14 protein-coding genes are annotated in these 17,493 nt (G+C 65.9%); 4 read left to right on the top strand and 10 right to left on the bottom strand.

All coding sequences use genetic code 11. The features are described from left to right. Positions 1–40 precede the first annotated feature (40 nt). The 5 genes from QOL79_RS01875 to QOL79_RS01855 all read right to left on the bottom strand — a co-directional run bounded on the left by QOL79_RS01875 (position 41) and on the right by QOL79_RS01855 (position 8,219). The gene (locus QOL79_RS01875; protein WP_283418436.1) at positions 41–1,729 is read right to left on the bottom strand and encodes a hypothetical protein; all 1,689 of its coding nucleotides are present in this window, start codon (positions 1,727–1,729) and stop codon (positions 41–43) included. 70 nt (positions 1,730–1,799) lie between these two features. Beyond that, on the bottom strand, positions 1,800–4,418 hold the full coding sequence (locus tag QOL79_RS01870) for a TonB-dependent receptor (protein WP_282946529.1): 2,619 nt from the start codon (positions 4,416–4,418) through the stop codon (positions 1,800–1,802). Between the two features lie 269 nt (positions 4,419–4,687). Further along, positions 4,688–5,848: an alginate lyase family protein gene (locus QOL79_RS01865; protein WP_283418435.1), complete on the bottom strand. Its 1,161-nt coding sequence runs from the start codon at positions 5,846–5,848 to the stop codon at positions 4,688–4,690. Next, on the bottom strand, positions 5,845–7,068 hold the full coding sequence (locus QOL79_RS01860) for an alginate lyase family protein (protein ID WP_283418434.1): 1,224 nt from the start codon (positions 7,066–7,068) through the stop codon (positions 5,845–5,847). Before QOL79_RS01860 ends, QOL79_RS01865 begins: the two co-directional genes overlap by 4 nt. Then, positions 7,065–8,219 carry a glycoside hydrolase family 88/105 protein gene (locus QOL79_RS01855; protein ID WP_283418433.1) on the bottom strand — a complete coding sequence of 385 codons (1,155 nt, stop codon included), beginning with the start codon at positions 8,217–8,219 and terminating at the stop codon, positions 7,065–7,067. The genes QOL79_RS01860 and QOL79_RS01855 overlap by 4 nt, the downstream gene beginning before the upstream one ends. A gap of 121 nt (positions 8,220–8,340) precedes the next feature. Here QOL79_RS01855 and manD point away from each other — a divergent pair, with 121 nt between their 5' ends. The 4 genes from manD to QOL79_RS01835 are packed head-to-tail and all read left to right on the top strand — an operon-like array spanning position 8,341 to position 12,940. Next, positions 8,341–9,552: a D-mannonate dehydratase ManD gene (gene manD / locus QOL79_RS01850; protein ID WP_204993338.1), complete on the top strand. Its 1,212-nt coding sequence runs from the start codon at positions 8,341–8,343 to the stop codon at positions 9,550–9,552. After that, positions 9,552–10,445, top strand: coding sequence for a DUF4861 family protein (locus tag QOL79_RS01845; protein ID WP_283418432.1), 894 nt, complete (start codon positions 9,552–9,554; stop codon positions 10,443–10,445). Before manD ends, QOL79_RS01845 begins: the two co-directional genes overlap by 1 nt. 34 nt (positions 10,446–10,479) lie before the next feature. Then, a complete protein-coding gene (locus QOL79_RS01840; protein WP_058454659.1) occupies positions 10,480–11,193 on the top strand; it encodes a FadR/GntR family transcriptional regulator in 714 nt (237 codons plus the stop codon). 43 nt (positions 11,194–11,236) lie between these two features. Beyond that, positions 11,237–12,940: an N-acyl-D-amino-acid deacylase family protein gene (locus QOL79_RS01835; RefSeq protein ID WP_283418431.1), complete on the top strand. Its 1,704-nt coding sequence runs from the start codon at positions 11,237–11,239 to the stop codon at positions 12,938–12,940. Between the two features lie 11 nt (positions 12,941–12,951). Here the strand turns inward: QOL79_RS01835 and maiA are convergent, their stop codons facing one another. From maiA to QOL79_RS01810, 5 genes are read right to left on the bottom strand one after another with little or no spacing between them, the layout of a single operon-like run. Further along, complete coding sequence (maiA, locus tag QOL79_RS01830) at positions 12,952–13,593, bottom strand: maleylacetoacetate isomerase (RefSeq protein WP_283419029.1); 642 nt, start codon at positions 13,591–13,593, stop codon at positions 12,952–12,954. 17 nt (positions 13,594–13,610) lie between these two features. Beyond that, the gene (locus tag QOL79_RS01825) at positions 13,611–14,363 is read right to left on the bottom strand and encodes a maleate cis-trans isomerase family protein (RefSeq protein WP_283418430.1); all 753 of its coding nucleotides are present in this window, start codon (positions 14,361–14,363) and stop codon (positions 13,611–13,613) included. 11 nt (positions 14,364–14,374) lie between these two features. After that, positions 14,375–15,283: a fumarylacetoacetate hydrolase family protein gene (locus QOL79_RS01820; RefSeq protein ID WP_283418429.1), complete on the bottom strand. Its 909-nt coding sequence runs from the start codon at positions 15,281–15,283 to the stop codon at positions 14,375–14,377. 33 nt (positions 15,284–15,316) lie between these two features. Continuing rightward, positions 15,317–16,453: a cupin domain-containing protein gene (locus QOL79_RS01815; protein WP_283418428.1), complete on the bottom strand. Its 1,137-nt coding sequence runs from the start codon at positions 16,451–16,453 to the stop codon at positions 15,317–15,319. A gap of 20 nt (positions 16,454–16,473) precedes the next feature. Beyond that, a complete protein-coding gene (locus QOL79_RS01810; RefSeq protein WP_283418427.1) occupies positions 16,474–17,484 on the bottom strand; it encodes a carbon-nitrogen hydrolase family protein in 1,011 nt (336 codons plus the stop codon). Between the last annotated feature and the right edge of the window lie 9 nt (positions 17,485–17,493).

The following is a 17,493-nucleotide window of genomic DNA, read 5'->3' as shown; positions in this document are numbered from 1 at the left end:
GAATAGCAACAGTTTACGTTACGGAAGCGAGCGCCGCTTCCTATTTCCGGCGCCGCGCGAGCTGATAATCGTAGAGCGACGGCGCGCCTGCCACGGCCTCTCCCGTGCCCTCGATATAGGGTGCCGGATCGTAGTGGACGCTGATCCGGCGGTTGGCGTGAAGCCCGACGATCCGTTCGCCCGGCCCCTCGAGCCCGCTGGTGATCGCGACCGTCGCGTCGGCCGGCACGCTCTCCGGAATCACCAGCCGCGCGTTCCACAGCGTGTTGTAGAGCCCGTGCCCCGGCTTCCAATAGGGCGCGCCGCCACCGACCCACAACCGATAGACCCAGCCGTCCTTCCCCTGCTCAGGGTCGATATGAAGCGTGACCTGATCGAAGAGATTCTGGTGGTTGGACCCGCTATGCTGGTCGAGCACCGCCCCGGCCGCGACGTCGGCGCGCCGGAAGACCGAGCGCGTCGAGCGCGTGTTGACACTGAGCGGATGGATGACCGGATTTTCGACCTTCAGATCCTTGACCAGCACATTATGCACCGCGCCGACATGCACCGAATAATGCGCGCGCCGCGCACCCGTCGTCGTGACATTGGCAATCGTCAGGCTCGCGGCATTGTCGGTCAGGATGCCGCTGTCGGACTGGTCGATAACAAGGTTGCGAACCCAACCGTCGAACACGCCGGTCATGTAGATGCCGTTATAGCCCTGCTCGAGATGATGTCCGAAGGCAGGCGCGTCGGGAAACTGGAAGCGCAGATTCTGGATGCCGACGTTCGTGAGGTGCCGCCACTCGGCAAGCACCGCGGGCTGGTCGGCGCGCACGTCGTGGAGCAGCGGATCGCCCAGCGTCACCGTCCTGCCTCTGACCGCCGTCACGCGGGTCGCCTGCACCACGACCGGCCGGTCGGGCGAGGTCCAGTGGTGCGATCCGATCGGCAGGTCGGTGTCGCCATAGAGGGATTTCAGGATCGCGCTCTTCGGCCCGTCGACCGAAAACCACTGGAGCTGGACGACATCGCCGACGCGCAGCTTCGACGCGGTGTCGACGGTCAGGGTGCGGGCGAACTGCGTGCCGGCCACGCCTTTTGCAAGCACCGGGTCGCGGACATCCTTCGCCGCGTCATAGGAAACCGGCCGGCTTCCTTCGGGCGCGACAAAGATCATCCCGCCCGCCCAGCTATATTCGGTGAAGAGATAGTCGATATTATGCTCGGGCTCGACCTGCTGCTTCTTCTCGCGGACGAGATATTCGCGCAGCTCGTCATAATCATGGCTCTTGTCGATCAGCTTCAGCGGCCGCGGGAACCAGAGCTCGCTGCCCCCTGCCCCCGCACCGGCGCCGTCGAGCGTGATGTCGCTGCGCGTGATCCGCAGCACCTCGGTGATCTGCGTGCGTCCCCTGGGAAAGCGCAGCGTCACCTTGCCCTTGACGGCATTCGCGGCGGCCAGCGCGCGCAGCACCGCCTTCGTGTCGTCGAGCCCGTCGTCGGGGATCGCGCCGAAGCCGGTCACGTCAACGACCGTCCTGTCATCCCCGGGGATCGGCTGCGTCCCGAAACCATAGCCCGCATAGGAGAAATCGGGCAGCGGGTTCGCGGCCATCGTCGCGCGGTCGGAGAGTATCCTTGGCAGATCGCCCGGCCGAGCCTGGGCCATCGTCACGCACGTCACCGCAGCCGACAGGAACAGGGCGAGACGGAGAGGGCGTCCGGCCCGGCCAGGCAATCGCATACTATTCATTCCCTTATCGTCCGTGGACAGCGCGGCGCTTGTGAAGGGGCGCCGCGCCGTCCTCAAGGCATCAGAATTTGGCGCGGAGCCCGACCGAGAAGCGCCGCTCCGACAGGGCATAGCTGTTCAGGGCGACTTCGTTCACACTATATTCCTTCGTCGCCGATTTCTTCGGCATCAGATTCTGCGCCTGCAGCGACAGGGCGAAATTCCTGGTGATGTCGAAACCGACCTGCGCGTCGAGCTGCGAGCGCGAGCCGATGAAGCTCGGCCGCCCTTCGGAGAATTCGAACACCGCCTCGTCGCGATAGTTATACGCCAATCGGGCCGAGAACGGTCCCTTCTCGTACAAGCCGACGAGGTTGTAGCTGTTCTTCGACACCGCAACGAGCGGGAAGCCGGACTGGTCCTCCGAGTCCGAATAGGTATAGTTCGCGATGATGCCGAGGCCGTCGAGCGGCGACGGCAGGAAATCGGCGAACTGCTGGATGCCGATTTCAAAGCCCTTGATCTTCGCGCTCGCCAGATTCTCCGGACGCGAGAATACGAGCACCCGGCCCTGCGGATCGAGGTTGGTGTCGACCCCCGAGGTCACGAAACTGGCGATGAAATCCTTGACGTCCTTATAGAAGACAGCGCCCGAGATCAGCGAACTTTTGCCCGTATAATATTCAAAGCTGACGTCGGCCTGCGTCGAGATCGGCGGCTTCAGGTTCACATTGCCTCCGGTAACCGACAGGTTCGTCGCGTTGAAGAAGGTCGATGGCGCGAGGTCGGCGATCGACGCGCGCTGCATCGTCTGCGACCCCGACACGCGGACGAGGAAATTGTCGGTGACGTTGAACGCGATGTTCGCGCTCGGCAGCACGGTGGTGTAGCGGTTCTTGTCGTTGCGGAGCGTGCTGACCGCCCCGACGTTGACATAGCTGTCAACCGACAGGCGCGTCGCCGCGATGCGCACGCCGCCATTCGCCTTGTACGGCACACCGAGGATCTCGCCCTCGCCCGACACCATCAGATAGCCCGCGATCGTCTTTTCGCTGAGATCATAGTCGCGCTGCAGATTGGGAAGCAGCGTCGAACGGCCATTCGGATCGGGGTTGGGCTCGGCCGCCTGCGCGCGGTTGAAGACATAATCGAAGGTCGGCGCGGTGCTGAGGAAGCTGCGCGGGAAGCTGCCCGGGATATCAGCCAGGATATCGCCAGCATTGATGAGCTTCAGATAGGGCTCGATCTCGGTCCGGGTCGGGGTGACCTGGCTGCGGAATGCGTTCGACCGCGCATGAAGGTCGGTATAGCGCACGCCCGCCGAAATGGTGACGCCGCTGTCGGCCTCATAGCTGACGTCGAGCTTGCCGGTCCATTCCTCGAGCAGGCCGATGAGGCGGTTGCTGCGCACGCCGTTGTTCGCGGGATTGTAGGAGGCATAGTTGGTCGGATTGAAGGTACCGCCGAGCGTCAGCGACGGGACCGTCTGGTCCCGGAAATCAAACGCTCCCGGAACTGCGGCGGTCGCCTGCAGCGTGATGATCTGGATCGTCTGGTCGATCGTGCCCTTGCTGTAATAGCCGTCGGCCTCGACCGTCAGTCCGTCGTTCTCGTACTTGCCGTTGAGCCCATAGAGGAAGCTCTCGGTCGGCTCGTTGCGGATCTGCCCCGCGGTGGTCACCGTGCCGTTGGCGTTACCCGCGACGACCATGCCGTCCTCGACGACGCGATTGGTGACGGGGTTGCTGCCCGTCGGCAGGCGAAAGGCAAAGAAATCCTGGTGCCGTCCGGTCTTGAGCTTCGAATAGAGCGCGTCGGCGGTGATCGTGAATTCCGGGGTCACCTCGAACTGGATCGCGCCGTTGAGGCCGAGCCGCGAACGATCGACGACGAACTGTTCATATTGTAGCAGCACCGGGGTCGGGATCGCCCCGCCGCCCGTTCCGGTATAGTTGCGGTTGAGGAAATTGTTGCGCTCGAACGTCTGGGTCGTCGAGGTGCGCTTCTGATATTCGCCGGCGATCATGACGCCGATGCGGCCGTCGGCGAACTTGGTCGTTGCAAAGCCGGTGATCGCGGGTTCGAATTTGTCGGTGTTTTCGGAATAGACGCCCTGCGCGCGCACTGAAATGGTCGGCTCCTTGAACGACAGCGGCTTCGGCGTGACAAGATTGACCGTACCGCCGAGCCCACCCTCGGCCTGGCTGGCCAGCGGCGATTTGCGGACTTCGAGGCGGCCGAACAGGCTGGAAGGCACCGAATCGAGCCCCGAAGAGCGGCCAAGCTGGTCGTTCTCGGGCGGCGACAGGCGCGCCGACCAGCCGAGCAGGGTACGGCCGTCGACCTCGACGCGCACCTGCTGCAGGCCGCGCACCGATACCGACTGGCCTTCGCCGAAGACGCGGGTGATCTGGACGCCGGTGACGCGCTGCAGCGCCTCGGCAACGTTTGAATCGGGGAGCTTGCCGACGTCCTCCGCCGTGATGACATCCATCACCTGCGGCGCATCGCGCTTGATGTCGGCGGCTTGTTCGAGCGAAGCGCGGATGCCCGTGACGATGATTTCCTCGCTTGGCGGATCGGCGGCATTGCCGCCCGCCGGTTCCTGCGCGAGCGCCGGGGTCACCGCCAGCACCGCGAGCGACGCGCCGCCCGCCAGCCGCGCCCAGATTCCGACGCCGTATTTCGCCCGATTTGCCATCTAATCCCTCCCACTTTTTACAATGCATTCCCGCGCTGGCAAGGAATGACACCGGTTACTCTTGCGGACAAATGAAGCGGCGCGCGCCATTTGTCCTCATTTCAGGGAATGTCCGGGCGCCCGCTATCGACGCGGCGGGCCGAACGCACCCTCTCCCTTCTTGTCTCGGTTCCATTTTGGTAACCGGTGTCATTATTGATCGCCCTTTCGCCACATCATGTCAAGAAAAATGTCAGACATCTTTGGTCCGCGCCGCGGGGCGTCAACGCTTATAACCAGAGCAAAGGTTGGCGGACCGGGAAATTGCGGACAACTTCGCCAATCCGCGGATCGGGATCGAGGCGTTGCCACAAGTCGGTCCAGTCGCGGCGGCCAAGCGCGAGTCCGCCGAACAGCAGGCTCGGCTGGCGCACCGGGAAGCCATCCCAATATTCGATGTCGCGCGCGAAGGGCCAGCGCGCCTTGTCGGCGACATAAGGCGCCATGAAGGCGATCGCCTTCGCGATCGAACGCCCGTCGCCGGTTTCCCACGCGACGAGATCGCGACCGCCGAGCAGCCAGGCACTCGCGGCAAGCACGTCGAGGTTGAACAGCGAATAGGCATAGGGCTTGGTCCGCGCGAGTTCCAGCGGCTGGCGGCCGTCGAGTGCGACCTGCGTCGGGACGATCACGGTCCTGAGATGCACCCGCGCCGCCTCCAGCACATCGCCGCGCCCGAGCAGGGCCGCAAAGGCCGATGCCTGCAGCAGCCAGCAGCTACCGTGATTATTCTTCTCGTCGCGCTCCTGCATCCCGAAGGGAGAAGTCGTCAGCCAGTCGAGATAGGCGACGAACCACCGCTCGACCTCGGCCCGAATCGCGGCATAGCCGGGGGCGTGGCGGCGCGCGAACAGCTCCGCAGCGCGCGCAACCTCGACGATCTGGAGCGTATCGATCACCCCGATCGCGCGCCCGCTGTTCACGCCGATGATCGCCTGCGCATGGTCGAGGTTCGGGTTCATCCGTGTCGCCGGGTCGACGAACCAGGCGCGAAGATGCCGCATTGCCGCCTCGGCATAGCGTGGATCGCCGGTCAGCTCCCAGACAGCGGCGAGCGCGGGAACGGTACGGCCGAAGGCGATCAGCGCGTCGCGGTGCCCGTCGAACTTGTCAGGGTTCGATCGCCCGTCGCGGCGTACATAGGCACCGCCCGGATTATCAGGATCGGGCCACCAATAGTCGCCCTCGGAATAATAGTCATGCGGTCCCGCGGGGCTGCGCGGCGCGGGGATGGTGGCGATCGTCCGGGGTTCGATCGCCAGCAACGCCGGCCCCTGCGGCAGCAGCCGCTTGCGCTCGATCGCGCGAATGTCGAACGCCCCCGAATTGCGCGCCCATGCCGCCGGCGCTGCCAGCAACAATGCCAGAAGCAGGGTGCGCCGCGCAATCATGGCACCCGATAGCGGAGCACGAGATCTGCAGGAATGTGCCGCGGATAGGCCCCCGGCCCCCACGCGCGGTCGGCGCGCACCAGCAGGCCATCGAGCATGTCGGCGGGCCAGTCCTTTTCCTTGTACGGCCAGTCCGCGGCGCGCCCGCGATAGGCCGCGAGATAATCGGTGGCTCGACGCAGCGAGCGCCCCTTTGGTCCCGTTTCCGCGTACAGGTCGATGCCGATGCACGCCGCGCTGTCGGCAACCGTATAGGCGGCGTCGAGCGCATAGAGCGAATAATGGAAGCTGCGGGTCCGCGTCAGCTCGGCGGGCATCGCGCCCGATCCATCGACCTGCCCATCGATGCGCCCCTCGGTAAAATGCAGCGCAATGTCGCGCGCAATATCGGGGCGCCGCGCAAACAGCGCAAAGCGCGCAAGCTGGGCGTCGTACCAAAGGCCGTGATTATTCCCCGCGGCCGCTTCCGCCCTCCCGTTCGCGCTGTTTTGCATCCAGTCGACATAGCGCGCGAACCAGTTTTCGAGCGCGGCGTTTTCGGCGGGCGAGAGCGATCCCGCAGGTGCGATCAGCCCCGCCGCGTCGATCACCCCGATGAACCCTGCACCGTCGAGCACGCCCTCGGCGCGGCCGTTCGCGACCCCCGGCACCGCCTGCGCGAAATCCATGTTCGGGTTCATCGCGGTCGCCGGATCGAGGAACCAGGTCCGGATCGCCCGCGCCGCGCCATCGGCATAGCGGGTGTCGCCGCTGTAATAATAGGCGAGCGCCAACGTCTCCGCCTCGCGTGCCATGCGGGCGAGCGCGATACGATCGAAGCGGTTCGTCTCGATCTCGGGATTGGTGTCGCCGTCGCGGCGCACGTAGGGGCCTGCGGGATTGGCGGGATCGGGCCACCAATAACGCGCGAGGCTGACATAATCGTGGCGGTCGCCCGATGGCGGAGCGGCCTGCTTGTCCATCACCGATGCGGGCCTGGCAGCCAGCGCATGGTCGGCCCGCGCGATCAGGTCGCGATAGGCTGCGGCGACGACCGGGTCGCTCGTCCGTTTCGCCTTGATCGCCTCCAGGTCGGTGGGCGTCAGAGCGAAGGTTCGCCGTCCCCCGAAACTGGCGGCATAGCCCTCGCTGCCTTCGCAGACCGGGTGATCCGATGGAGCAGAAACGGCGGGCGAAGCCAGCGACAGCAACGCGAGCGAGGCGGGGACAAGAAGCTTCATTTTATTTTCAAGCTGCGCGTCTTCGCGAGGTCGGCCATCGCCGTCCCCGCGAGCAGAAAGGCCCCGGCGCCGTAGAATTGCGTCTCGCGCGCCGATACGCTGTCGGGCCTATCGCCCACCTGTTGCACCCAGCCGAGCATCCCGTCGGGCTGCACCGCACGCGTCAGCGCGTGCCACCCGCGCACCGCCGCCGGTTCATATCTCGCGCGGTCGAGCAGCCCGGCCTCGATACCCCATGCGAAGGCATAGGTATAGAAAGCGGTGCCGCTTGTTTCGGGAGGCGTCGCCGGACCCTGATCCAGCAGCGACGCGGGCCAATAGCCGTCGGCCTTTTGCAGCGTGACGAGCCGTGCCGCCATGTCGCGGAACAGCCCCACATAATAGCCGCGCTTCGGATCGCGCTTGTCCAGCGTCTCGAGAATGCCGACCAGCCCCGCCATCACCCAGCCGTTGCCGCGGCTCCAGAACAGCTTGCGCCCCTGCGCGTCGCGCTGGTCGAAGAAGCGGCTGTCGCGGAAATAGAGCCGCTCTGCCGGATCGTGGAGATAGTCGGTCGTCGACTTGAACTCGGCGTGCGCGAAATCGGCGTAGCGCTTGTCGCCGGTCGCCTTCGCGAGCTTCAGCAGCGTCTCGGGAGCCATGAACAACGCATCGCACCAGCACCAGCGATCGGTGCAGGCGGGATCGCCCTGCCCCGAGGCATTGGAAGCAAAAACGAGGTCGGTCGTCGGCCGGTTCGCGAGCACATGGTCGTAATAGGCGCGCGCGGGCGCCAGCGCCTTTCCCCCCTCGCCATTCTTCGCCGCCCAAATCCAGGCGCGCGCGATGAGTTGGTCATCGGCATGATAGGGCTTGTCACCGAGCTTCCAGCCAAGCTCGCGACCCAGCTCGATCAACGGCTTGCGATAGCGCGGATCGCGGTCGGCAAGCGCGGTCAGCGCGACCCAGAAGGTAGCCTGCTGCCAGTCGCGCGGGTTGCGAACGCTTGGCCGCGCCGCCGGCATCGCCCCCCAGTTGGTGCGGTTGGCCAGCTGCCAGTCGGCAACCCGCCGCGTCTCGGCGAGGATCGCCGCCGCAGTCGGCATCGCCGGTTCGGCGTCGGCGACCGCTGCGGGCGCAGCGACCAGCATCAGGGGCGCGAAGAAGTTCATCGGCACCGCTCTCTCCCGCAAGGTTCGCTCGCCAGTCCTTACCGCCGGCGACTTCTCTCTTTCCTTTTACGTCGAGCATGTCAATAAGGTTGTCATACAACTATCGACGAATGGAGAGGCCATGCCCAAGATCGTGTCCGCCCGGGTGATCGTGACGAGCCCGGGACGCAATTTCGTGACGCTGAAGATCGAATGCGACGACGGTACGACCGGCGTCGGCGACGCGACCCTGAACGGCCGCGAGCTTGCGGTCGCGAGCTATCTCGCCGACCATGTCGTGCCCTGTCTGATCGGCCGCGACGCGCACCGGATCGAGGATATTTGGCAATATCTCTACAAGGGCGCCTATTGGCGGCGCGGCCCGGTGACGATGGCATCGATCGGCGCGGTCGACATGGCGCTGTGGGATATCAAGGGCAAGGTCGCGGGGCTGCCCGTCTATCAGCTTCTCGGCGGCGCCTCGCGCGAGGGATGCATGGTCTATGGCCATGCCAACGGCGCGACGATCGAGGACACGATCGCGGCCGCGCTCGATTATCAGCGCCAGGGGTACAGGGCGATCCGGCTGCAATGCGGGGTGCCCGGCATGGCGTCGACCTATGGCGTCAGCGGCGACAAATATTTCTACGAGCCCGCCGACGCCGATCTGCCGACCGAGAATATCTGGTCGACGGCCAAATATCTGCGCATCGTCCCCGAGCTGTTCGCGGCGGCGCGCGAGGCGCTCGGCTGGGATGTCCACCTGCTCCACGACGTTCACCATCGCCTGACCCCGATCGAGGCGGCGCGGCTGGGCAAGGATCTGGAGCCATATCGGCCTTTCTGGATCGAAGACGCTACTCCCGCCGAGGATCAGGAGGCGTTCCGTCTGATCCGCCAGCACACGACGACACCGCTCGCCGTCGGAGAAATCTTCAGCTCCGTATGGGACTGCAAGGCGCTGATCGAGAACCGGCTGATCGACTATATCCGCGCGACCGTGCTCCACGCGGGCGGCATCACGCATATGCGCCAGATCGCCTCGCTCGCCGACCTGCACCAGATCCGCACCGGCTGTCACGGCGCGACCGACCTGTCGCCCGTCACGATGGCGGCGGCGCTGCACCTCGGGCTCGCGATCCCCAATTTCGGCATTCAGGAATATATGCGCCACACCCCCGAGACCGACGCAGTCTTCCCGCACGCCTATCGCTTCGCGGACGGGATGCTCCATCCCGGCGACGCCCCCGGACTCGGCGTCGACATCGACGAGGCGCTGGCCGCCGACCATCCTTATGCCCGCGCCTATCTGCCGGTGAACCGGCTCGAGGACGGGACGATGTGGAGCTGGTGATGCGCCGGGTGCTCCTCGCCGCCGTGTTGATCTCGGCGCCCGCACTCGCGCAGGATCATGCGCCGCTGCGTCCGGCCACGCCGGACGAGCAGCGGGCGCGGGCCGCGGTCGTGAACGCCGATTATCGTTACGGCGACCTGCTCTGGGAGAATGACCGCATCGCGCACCGTATTTATTCGCGCGCGCTCGAAACTGCCGAACCGCCCTCTTCGTCGGGAATCGACGCATGGGGCAAACGCGTCCACTGGCCCTATATGGATCGCCAGCTCCGCACCGGTGACCAGCACGCCGACCATGGCGAGGGGCTCGATTTCTATAATGTCGGCACCGGGCGCGGCACGGGGGGGCTCGGCATCTGGTACGACAACAAGCTCTGGACCTCGCGCAACTATGTCCGCCCGCATATCCTGAGCGCCGGACCCGAGGTCGCCGATTTCACGGTCGACTATGATCCCTGGCCGGTCGATACGCTACGCACGGTGCGCGAGACGCGGCGCTTCACCCTGCCCGCTGGAACCAATTTTACGCGGCTGACGTCGACGCTGACGTCGAGCAGCGACGCCGAACTGATCGTCGGGATCGGCCTCTCGAAGCGCCCGATAAACGGCGGCGCGGTCGGCGAGATCAGCAAGGACGCGGCAAACGCGCGAATGAGCTGGTGGGGTCCGCCCGATGGCGCCAAGGGCCGCATGGCCGCCGCGGTGATCGTCGATCCCGCCGCGTTCATCGGCTTCGCCGAGGACGCCGACAATTATCTGGTCCTGATCCGCGTCACGCCGGGCAAGCCGTTCGTCTATTATAGCGGCGCGGCGTGGGACCGCCGCGGCGATTTCGCGACGCGCGAGGCATGGGAAAGCTATGTCGCGGCACAAGGTCCGGCTTTCCGGCCCTAGCCAGCGTCGCGGCGCTTTGATAACCCTGCCCGCCATGGCGACCAAGGCAGCGTCGCTGGCCGACGATCTGGTCCAGCGCTTTGAACAACAGATAGAAAAGGGCGACATGCCCCCCGGCGCGCGCTTTCCGACCGAGAAGGCGATCACCGAGGCGTTCGGCGTCAGCCGCACCGTCGTGCGCGAAGCCTATTCGCGCCTCGCCGCGCGCGGCCTGCTGGTGTCGCGGCGCGGCTCGGGCGCCTATGTTCCCGACGGCGCGCAATATCGCGCCTTCCAGATCGCCGCCGACGAGGTCGGCGAGATCGAGGATGTCCTGCGCCTGCTCGAAATGCGCATGGGGTTCGAGGCCGAAATGGCGGACCTCGCGGCGCGGCGCCGCACCGACGCCGACCTCGCCGCGCTGCGCGGTGCGCTCGAGGCGATGGAGGCGAGCACCGACGTCGACGCGTCGGTCGCCGCGGATACCGCCTTCCACGCCGCGATCGCCGGGGCGACGGGCAATGACTATTTCCTGCGCTTCACCCAGTTCCTCGGCGTCCGCCTTGTCCCCTCGCGCAAGCTGTACCTGCAAGGCAGCGACCCCGAGCGGCACCAGCATTATGCGCGCACGATCAATAACGACCACCGCGCGATCTATGCCGCGATCGAAGCGCAGGACCCCGCCGCCGCCCGCCGCGCGGCGCGACGCCATATGGAGAAATCGGCCGCGCGATACCGCGCAATTCAGCAGGCGCTGCCGAAGGATTGATGGACGATTTGACGACGCTCACCGCTCATCCACGGAGAAAAAGATGACGCTGCCACGGCCTTTCGTCCTTTCGCTGATGCTGCTGAGCGGCGCGATACCGGCGGCGGCGCCCGCGGCCGCAGAGGGTGCGAGCCCCGCCTATGACCTGATCATCCGCGGCGGCACGATCTACGATGGATCGGGCGCCCCGCCCGTCACAGGCGACGTCGCGATCAAGGGCGACCGCATCGTCGCGGTCGGCACAGTCGACGGCACGGCGAAGCGCGAGGTGCAGGCGCGCGGCATGGCGGTGGCCCCGGGCTTCATCAACATGCTGAGCTGGGCGACCGAATCGCTGATCGCCGATCCGCGCAGCGAAAGCGATATCCGGCAGGGGGTGACGCTGGAGGTGATGGGCGAAGGCTCGTCGATGGGCCCGTACAACGCGACGATGAAACGTCAGGAGACCGAGCGGCAGGGCGATATCCGCTACAAGATCGAATGGACGAGCCTTGGCGACTATCTCGGCTGGCTCGAAAAGCGAGGCATCTCGACGAATATCGCGAGCTTCGTCGGCGCGGCGACAGTGCGCGTCCACGAACTCGGCGAGGATGACGTCGACCCGAATCCCGAACAGCTCGCGCGCATGAAGGCGCTCGTCCGGCAGGCGATGAACGAGGGCGCACTCGGCGTCGGCAGCTCGCTCATCTATGCGCCCGGTTCCTATGCCGAGACCGACGAACTTGCGGCACTGATGACCGAGGCGGGCAAGTGCGGCGGCATGTACATCAGCCACATGCGGTCGGAGGGCGACCGGCTGGAGCAAGCCGTCGATGAACTGATCGAGATCGCGCGCCGATCGGGTGCGCCCGCCGAAATCTATCATCTCAAGATGGCGGGCCGCTCGAACTGGGGCAAGCTTGACGCGGTCGTGAAGAAGATCGAGGCGGCGCGCGCCGCGGGGCTGCGCATCACCACCGACATGTACACCTACACCGCCGGGGCGACCGGGCTCGACGCGGCGATGCCGACCTGGGTGCAGGCAGGCGGCCTCGAAGCATGGATCGAACGGCTGAAGGATCCCGCGACGCGCGCGCGCGTTGCCGCGGAGATGCAGAAGCCGGGCAGCGACTGGGAGAATCTCTATCTCGGCGCCGGCGCCGACAAGATGATCCTGACCGGGTTCAAGAATGAGGCGCTGAAGCCGCTCACCGGCAAGACGCTCGCCGAGGTCGCGGCGATGCGCGGCAAATCGCCCGAAGAAACCGCGATGGACCTCGTGATCGAGGACGGGTCGCGCGTCGGCACCGTCTATTTCCTGATGTCGGAAGACAATGTCCGGAAGCAGGTGCAATTGCCGTGGATGAGCTTCGGGTCCGACGCGGCGTCGCAATCGACCGAGGGCGTGTTCCTGAAATCGGGTGCGCATCCGCGTACCTACGGCAATTTCGCGCGTCTCCTCGGCCGCTATGTGCGCGACGAGAAACTGATCACGCTCGAGGAAGCGGTGCGCCGTCTGACGACATTGCCCGCGACCAATCTCGGCATCGCCGAACGCGGAGCGTTGAAGCCCGGCTATTACGCCGATGTAGTTGTCTTCGATCCGGCGGCGGTCGCCGATCGCGCGACCTTCGAACAACCGCATCGCTATGCGGTCGGCATGCGCGACGTCTATGTGAACGGGGTTGCCGTCCTCAAGGACGGGCGGCACAGCGGCGCGACGCCGGGCCGCGCGGTGCGCGGCAAGGGGTTCGGCCGCTGCAGCTGAGGCATCGCTGATCAGACCGCGTCGGGCTGCGCGTCCGGATGCGCCTGACGAAACGCATCGAGCCCGGCGCAGCGGGCGTCGATCGCGACCAACGTCGGAACAGTCGCCAGATCGCACGCGAGCCGGCGCGCGTTGAAAAGCTGGGGAATAAGGACGCAATCGGCCATCGTCGGCGCGTCGCCGAACAGGAAGCGTCCACTCTTTCCTTCCGCTGCCACGAAAGCCTCGAGCCGCGCGAGACCGTCCTCGACCCAATGCCGGTACCAGTCGTCGATCGCATCCTGGCTCTGCCCCAGATCGCGCTTGAGATATCGAAGCACGCGGAGGTTCGCGAGCGGATGGATGTCGCAGGCGACGAGCTGCGCGGCGGCGCGGACATAGGCGCGGTCCGCGACGCGTTTCGGCAACAGCGCGGGTTCCGGATGCGTTTCGTCGAGATACTCGATGATCGCGAGCGACTGGACGATCAGCCCGTCGGTGTCGGTGTCGAGCGCGGGGACGAAGCCCTGCGGATTGACCGCCTGCCGATAGCCCGGCAGCGGCTCGCGCGCGAGCAGGTTGATCGCGTCCTGGTCGGCGGCGATCCCCTTGAGCGCCAGCGCGATCCGCACGCGATAGGCGGCCGATGACCGGAAATAGCTGTAGAGCTTCACCGCCCGTCCCCCTTCGATCAATAGCGTCCCGAAAGCAGCGCGCCGGCACCCGGCACCCGCGCTTCGAGCCCGAGCCGCTTCAACATCTGGTGCGTCGTGCAGACCGCCGCGGAAACGACCGGTAGCCCGATTTCATCCTCGACCTTCTGGATCGAGGGCAGCGAGGGCATCTGGACGCAGGCCGACAGAACCAGCGCATCGATGCCCGAGAGGTCGAGCTTCTTATAGTGGGCAAGAAGGTTCGCGGGATCCTGCGCCGCGACCTCGAGATTGTCGGGAATCTCGAGCGCCAGCGAGTCCTGCACCGCGATCCCCTCGCTTTCGATGTACGAAACGACGAGCTGGGTCAGCGGCTTCACATAGGGCGCGACCACCGCGATTCGCTTCGCGCCGAGGGCGTGCAGGCCGTCGACCAGCGCGCCCGCGCTCGTGACGACCGGCGCGGCATGGCCGTTTTCGACGGTCCGCCCGTGAAGCCGCTTTTCCGACACGCGGTGATAGCCGGAGCCCATGCTCATGATCGCAACGAGGCAGGCATAGCCCATCACGTCGACCGCAGCGTCGGACAGCTCGAAGGCGCAGCGGTCTGAGTCGGCGTCCATCGCCGCCAGCTCCTCCTTCGTCACCTTCTTCATCCGCATCCGCGCGCTGTGGAAGGTGAAACGGTCGGGCAGGATCGCCTCGCGCGCGCGGAGCATCGCGGGGATTTCGGTTTCCATCGTGACATTCGAACTCGGCACGATCTGGCCGACGCGGAAAGGACGGGTCATGGCTCGGTCCTTCAGACGGCGACGATCGGGTTACGCAAGGTGCCGATGCCCTCGACATGGCATTCGACGACGTCGCCCGGCCACATGAACTCCTGCGGGTCGCGGCCCGCGCCGACACCGGCGGGGGTACCGGTGGCGATGATGTCGCCGGGCTCGAGCGTCATCACGCCCGATATGTCGGCGATGAGCTGCGCGACGCTGAACAGCATGAAGCGCGTGTTGCTGTTCTGCTTTTCGACCCCGTTGACCCTGGTCCACATATTGAGGTTCTGCGGATCGGTGATTTCGTCGCGCGTGACGATCGCGGGGCCCATCGGCGCGAAACTGTCCTGCCCCTTCGACACGATCCACTGCCCCGCACGGCGGCAGTCGCGCGCCGACACATCGTTGATGACGGTATAGCCGAAGACGTGATCCAGCGCGTCGGCCTCGGCCACGCGGTGCGCGGTCTGGCCGATCACCACCGCCAGCTCGGTTTCCCAGTCGAGTTGCTGCGTCACCTTCGCATTGTGGCGGATCGGGTCGTTCCACGCGACCACGGCGGTCGGCGGCTTCGAGAAGATCACCGGCTCCTTCGGCAGCGCGTCCGACGTGTCGAGCGCGCGCGCCGATTCCGCGACATGCTCGGTATAGTTCAGGCCGATGCCGAAGATATTCTTGCGCGGGCGCGGGATCGGCGCGAGCAGGGTCACATTGCCCTCGGGCAGCGACGTGCCGACCAGATCGGCGGGCGTCGCGGCCGCGACGGCCTCCTGCAGGAAGCCGAGCGCGACCGGACCCAGATCGATGAAGTCGAGCATCGTCGCGGGCAGGTCATGACCGATCGCGTCGCCGAAATATTCGACGTCGATGACGAGTCCCTGGTGAACGAGGCCGAGGCGCGGCCCGGTTTCGGCCGTGCGATAGGTCACGAAGCGCATGGTTGTTTTCCTGTTATGGGTTGCGATGAGGGTTCAGGCCTGAACCTGCTGATGGCCGTCATTGTCTTCGAGCGCTTCCTCGATCCGGACGCCGAGCGCCTCCATCACGGGGAAGTCGTTGAACGAGAAGAGGAACGCCTCTTCCGACGGGTCGAGATTGACATGCTCGTGCCAGGTCCAGGCGGGCACGCAGAAAATGTCATGCTCCGCCCAATCGAAGCGCCGCCCGCCGATCACCGAATAGCCGCGGCCCTGCGCGACATTATAGACGACGTTGCCGGTGTGCCGGTGCGCGCGCGTATGCAGCCCGCCCTTCAGCATCTGCATGTGCGCGCCCATCGTCTGCAGCGCCCAGCCGCCGGTCTGCGGGTTCGAATAGCGCATGATATGCCCGTCGAAGGGCGAGCCGCTGGACACCTTGGCGAAATTCCAGATCGCGTCGCGGACCTGTTCCCAGCGATAGACCATCGTCGGCGAAAAGGGCCGCGCCCACGCCTCGACGCCGTCGGGCTGCATCGCACCGCCATAGGAAAGTGGCAGATCGTCGGCGGGAAAGCCCGGGGTCTGCGCCGGCGCGTCATAGACCGCATAGAAATTGCTCTCCATGCAGTTCATCAGCGGGATGTCGAGCCCGTCCTGCCAGATCGAAAGCTGGCCGTCGGCGGCGACGCCATGATCGTGCCAGCACCCGTTCGGCGTCAGCACATAATCATTCTTGCCGAGCGTGACATGATGCCCGTCGACAACCGTATAGGCTCCGCCGCCTTCCATGATGAAGCGGTGCGCCGAGGCGGTATGCTTGTGCGCGGGGGTGATCTCGCCGGGGCGCATCGCCTGCAGGCCGCTGAACAGCCAGCCGCAGACCGCGGTGTTCGCGCGACCCGCATCGCTGTCGTTGAGCAAGGTCACGACGCGCCGCCCGGCATCCTCGGGCCGCACCAGCTCGACCGCGCGCAGGCATAGCTCGCGCATCTCGGCATATTTCCACAGCGTCGGATTGTACCGGCTCTGCGGCTCCCACGGCTCGATCGCATTGGCGCGGTTCCAGAAGGCATCGGCATTATGCGCGCCAAGCTCGGCGTAGAATTGCCGGAGCTCGTCGGTATCGGTGACCCGCGAGCGCCCGAGCTGCGCATCGCGGGGATCGGGTTTTGACGCGACGCTGGCCATCTTGCCTCTCCTTGCCAATCTCAAGCCGTGGGCGGCTCCGCACCGCCGTCGTCGGCGGGCGGCACTTCGTCATCGCGCCAGCTTGCGCTCGTGCGCGGGCGCCGGTCGATGCGCAGGTCGAAAATGTCGAAGCGGTTATAGGCGCCGATAATATCGTGCATCTGTTTGGGCTGGATGCAGCGCGAAAGGTCGATCTCGGCATAGACGATACCTTCGTCGTCGATCAGCGGGTCGCCGACGAGATTGCCGTCGGGGCCGATCACGCCCGAAAAGGCGCTCTGCCGCCGCTCGAGCAGCGCACGGTTTTCGGGCCGCCCGGCGCTCATCGCCGCGATGATCTCCTCGCTGACGGTCGAGCAGGCGACGATCGTGAACAGCTTGCCTTCGAAGCTGTGCGCGGTCGCGCGGATGCGGATCGCGTCGGCCATATTGTACGAAGCAGGCGCGACGGGCAGCGAGATATAATTGGCGACATGGACCAACTCGCCCGCCGAGAGCAGCGCGAAGCGCGCAAGCGTATTGGTATTCTCCCCGCACGCGAGCGTCCCGAGCGGGCCGACCGGCGTGTCATAGACGCGCAGGCTCGCGCCGTCGCCGCCCGCCCAGGTCAGCTTCTCGGCCCAGGTGGGCACGAGCTTGCGATGCCGGCCGAGCAACGTCCCGTCGGCGCCGATCACGAGGTTGGTGTTGTAGAGCGTGCCGAGCGCGCGCGGGTCGCGTTCGTTGACCCCGATCACCACGGTGCAGTCATGCGTGCGCGCCGCCGCGCATAATTGCTCGACCTCGGCCCCCGGCACGGTGATCGCGGCGCGGCAGAGCCGCTCGAACCATTCGCTCCCCTCGACCGGCGTCATCAGCCAGTTCCAATAGGGATAGCCCGCGACGAACACTTCGGGAAAGGCGACGAGCTTCGCGCCATTGCCCGCCGCCTCGGCGATCAGCGCGCACGCCTTGTCGACCGTCGCCGAAGGGTCGAGATAGACGGGGGCGGTCTGGACCGCGGCGACCTTCGATTTGGGAAGTTCGAGCATCGGCGCCTC

Origin of the sequence: Sphingopyxis sp. Geo48 (genome assembly GCF_949769155.1) — a bacterium.
Taxonomy (GTDB): domain Bacteria; phylum Pseudomonadota; class Alphaproteobacteria; order Sphingomonadales; family Sphingomonadaceae; genus Sphingopyxis.
Note: the sequence above shows the minus strand (reverse complement) of the source record. Positions and strands in the feature narration are given on the sequence as shown.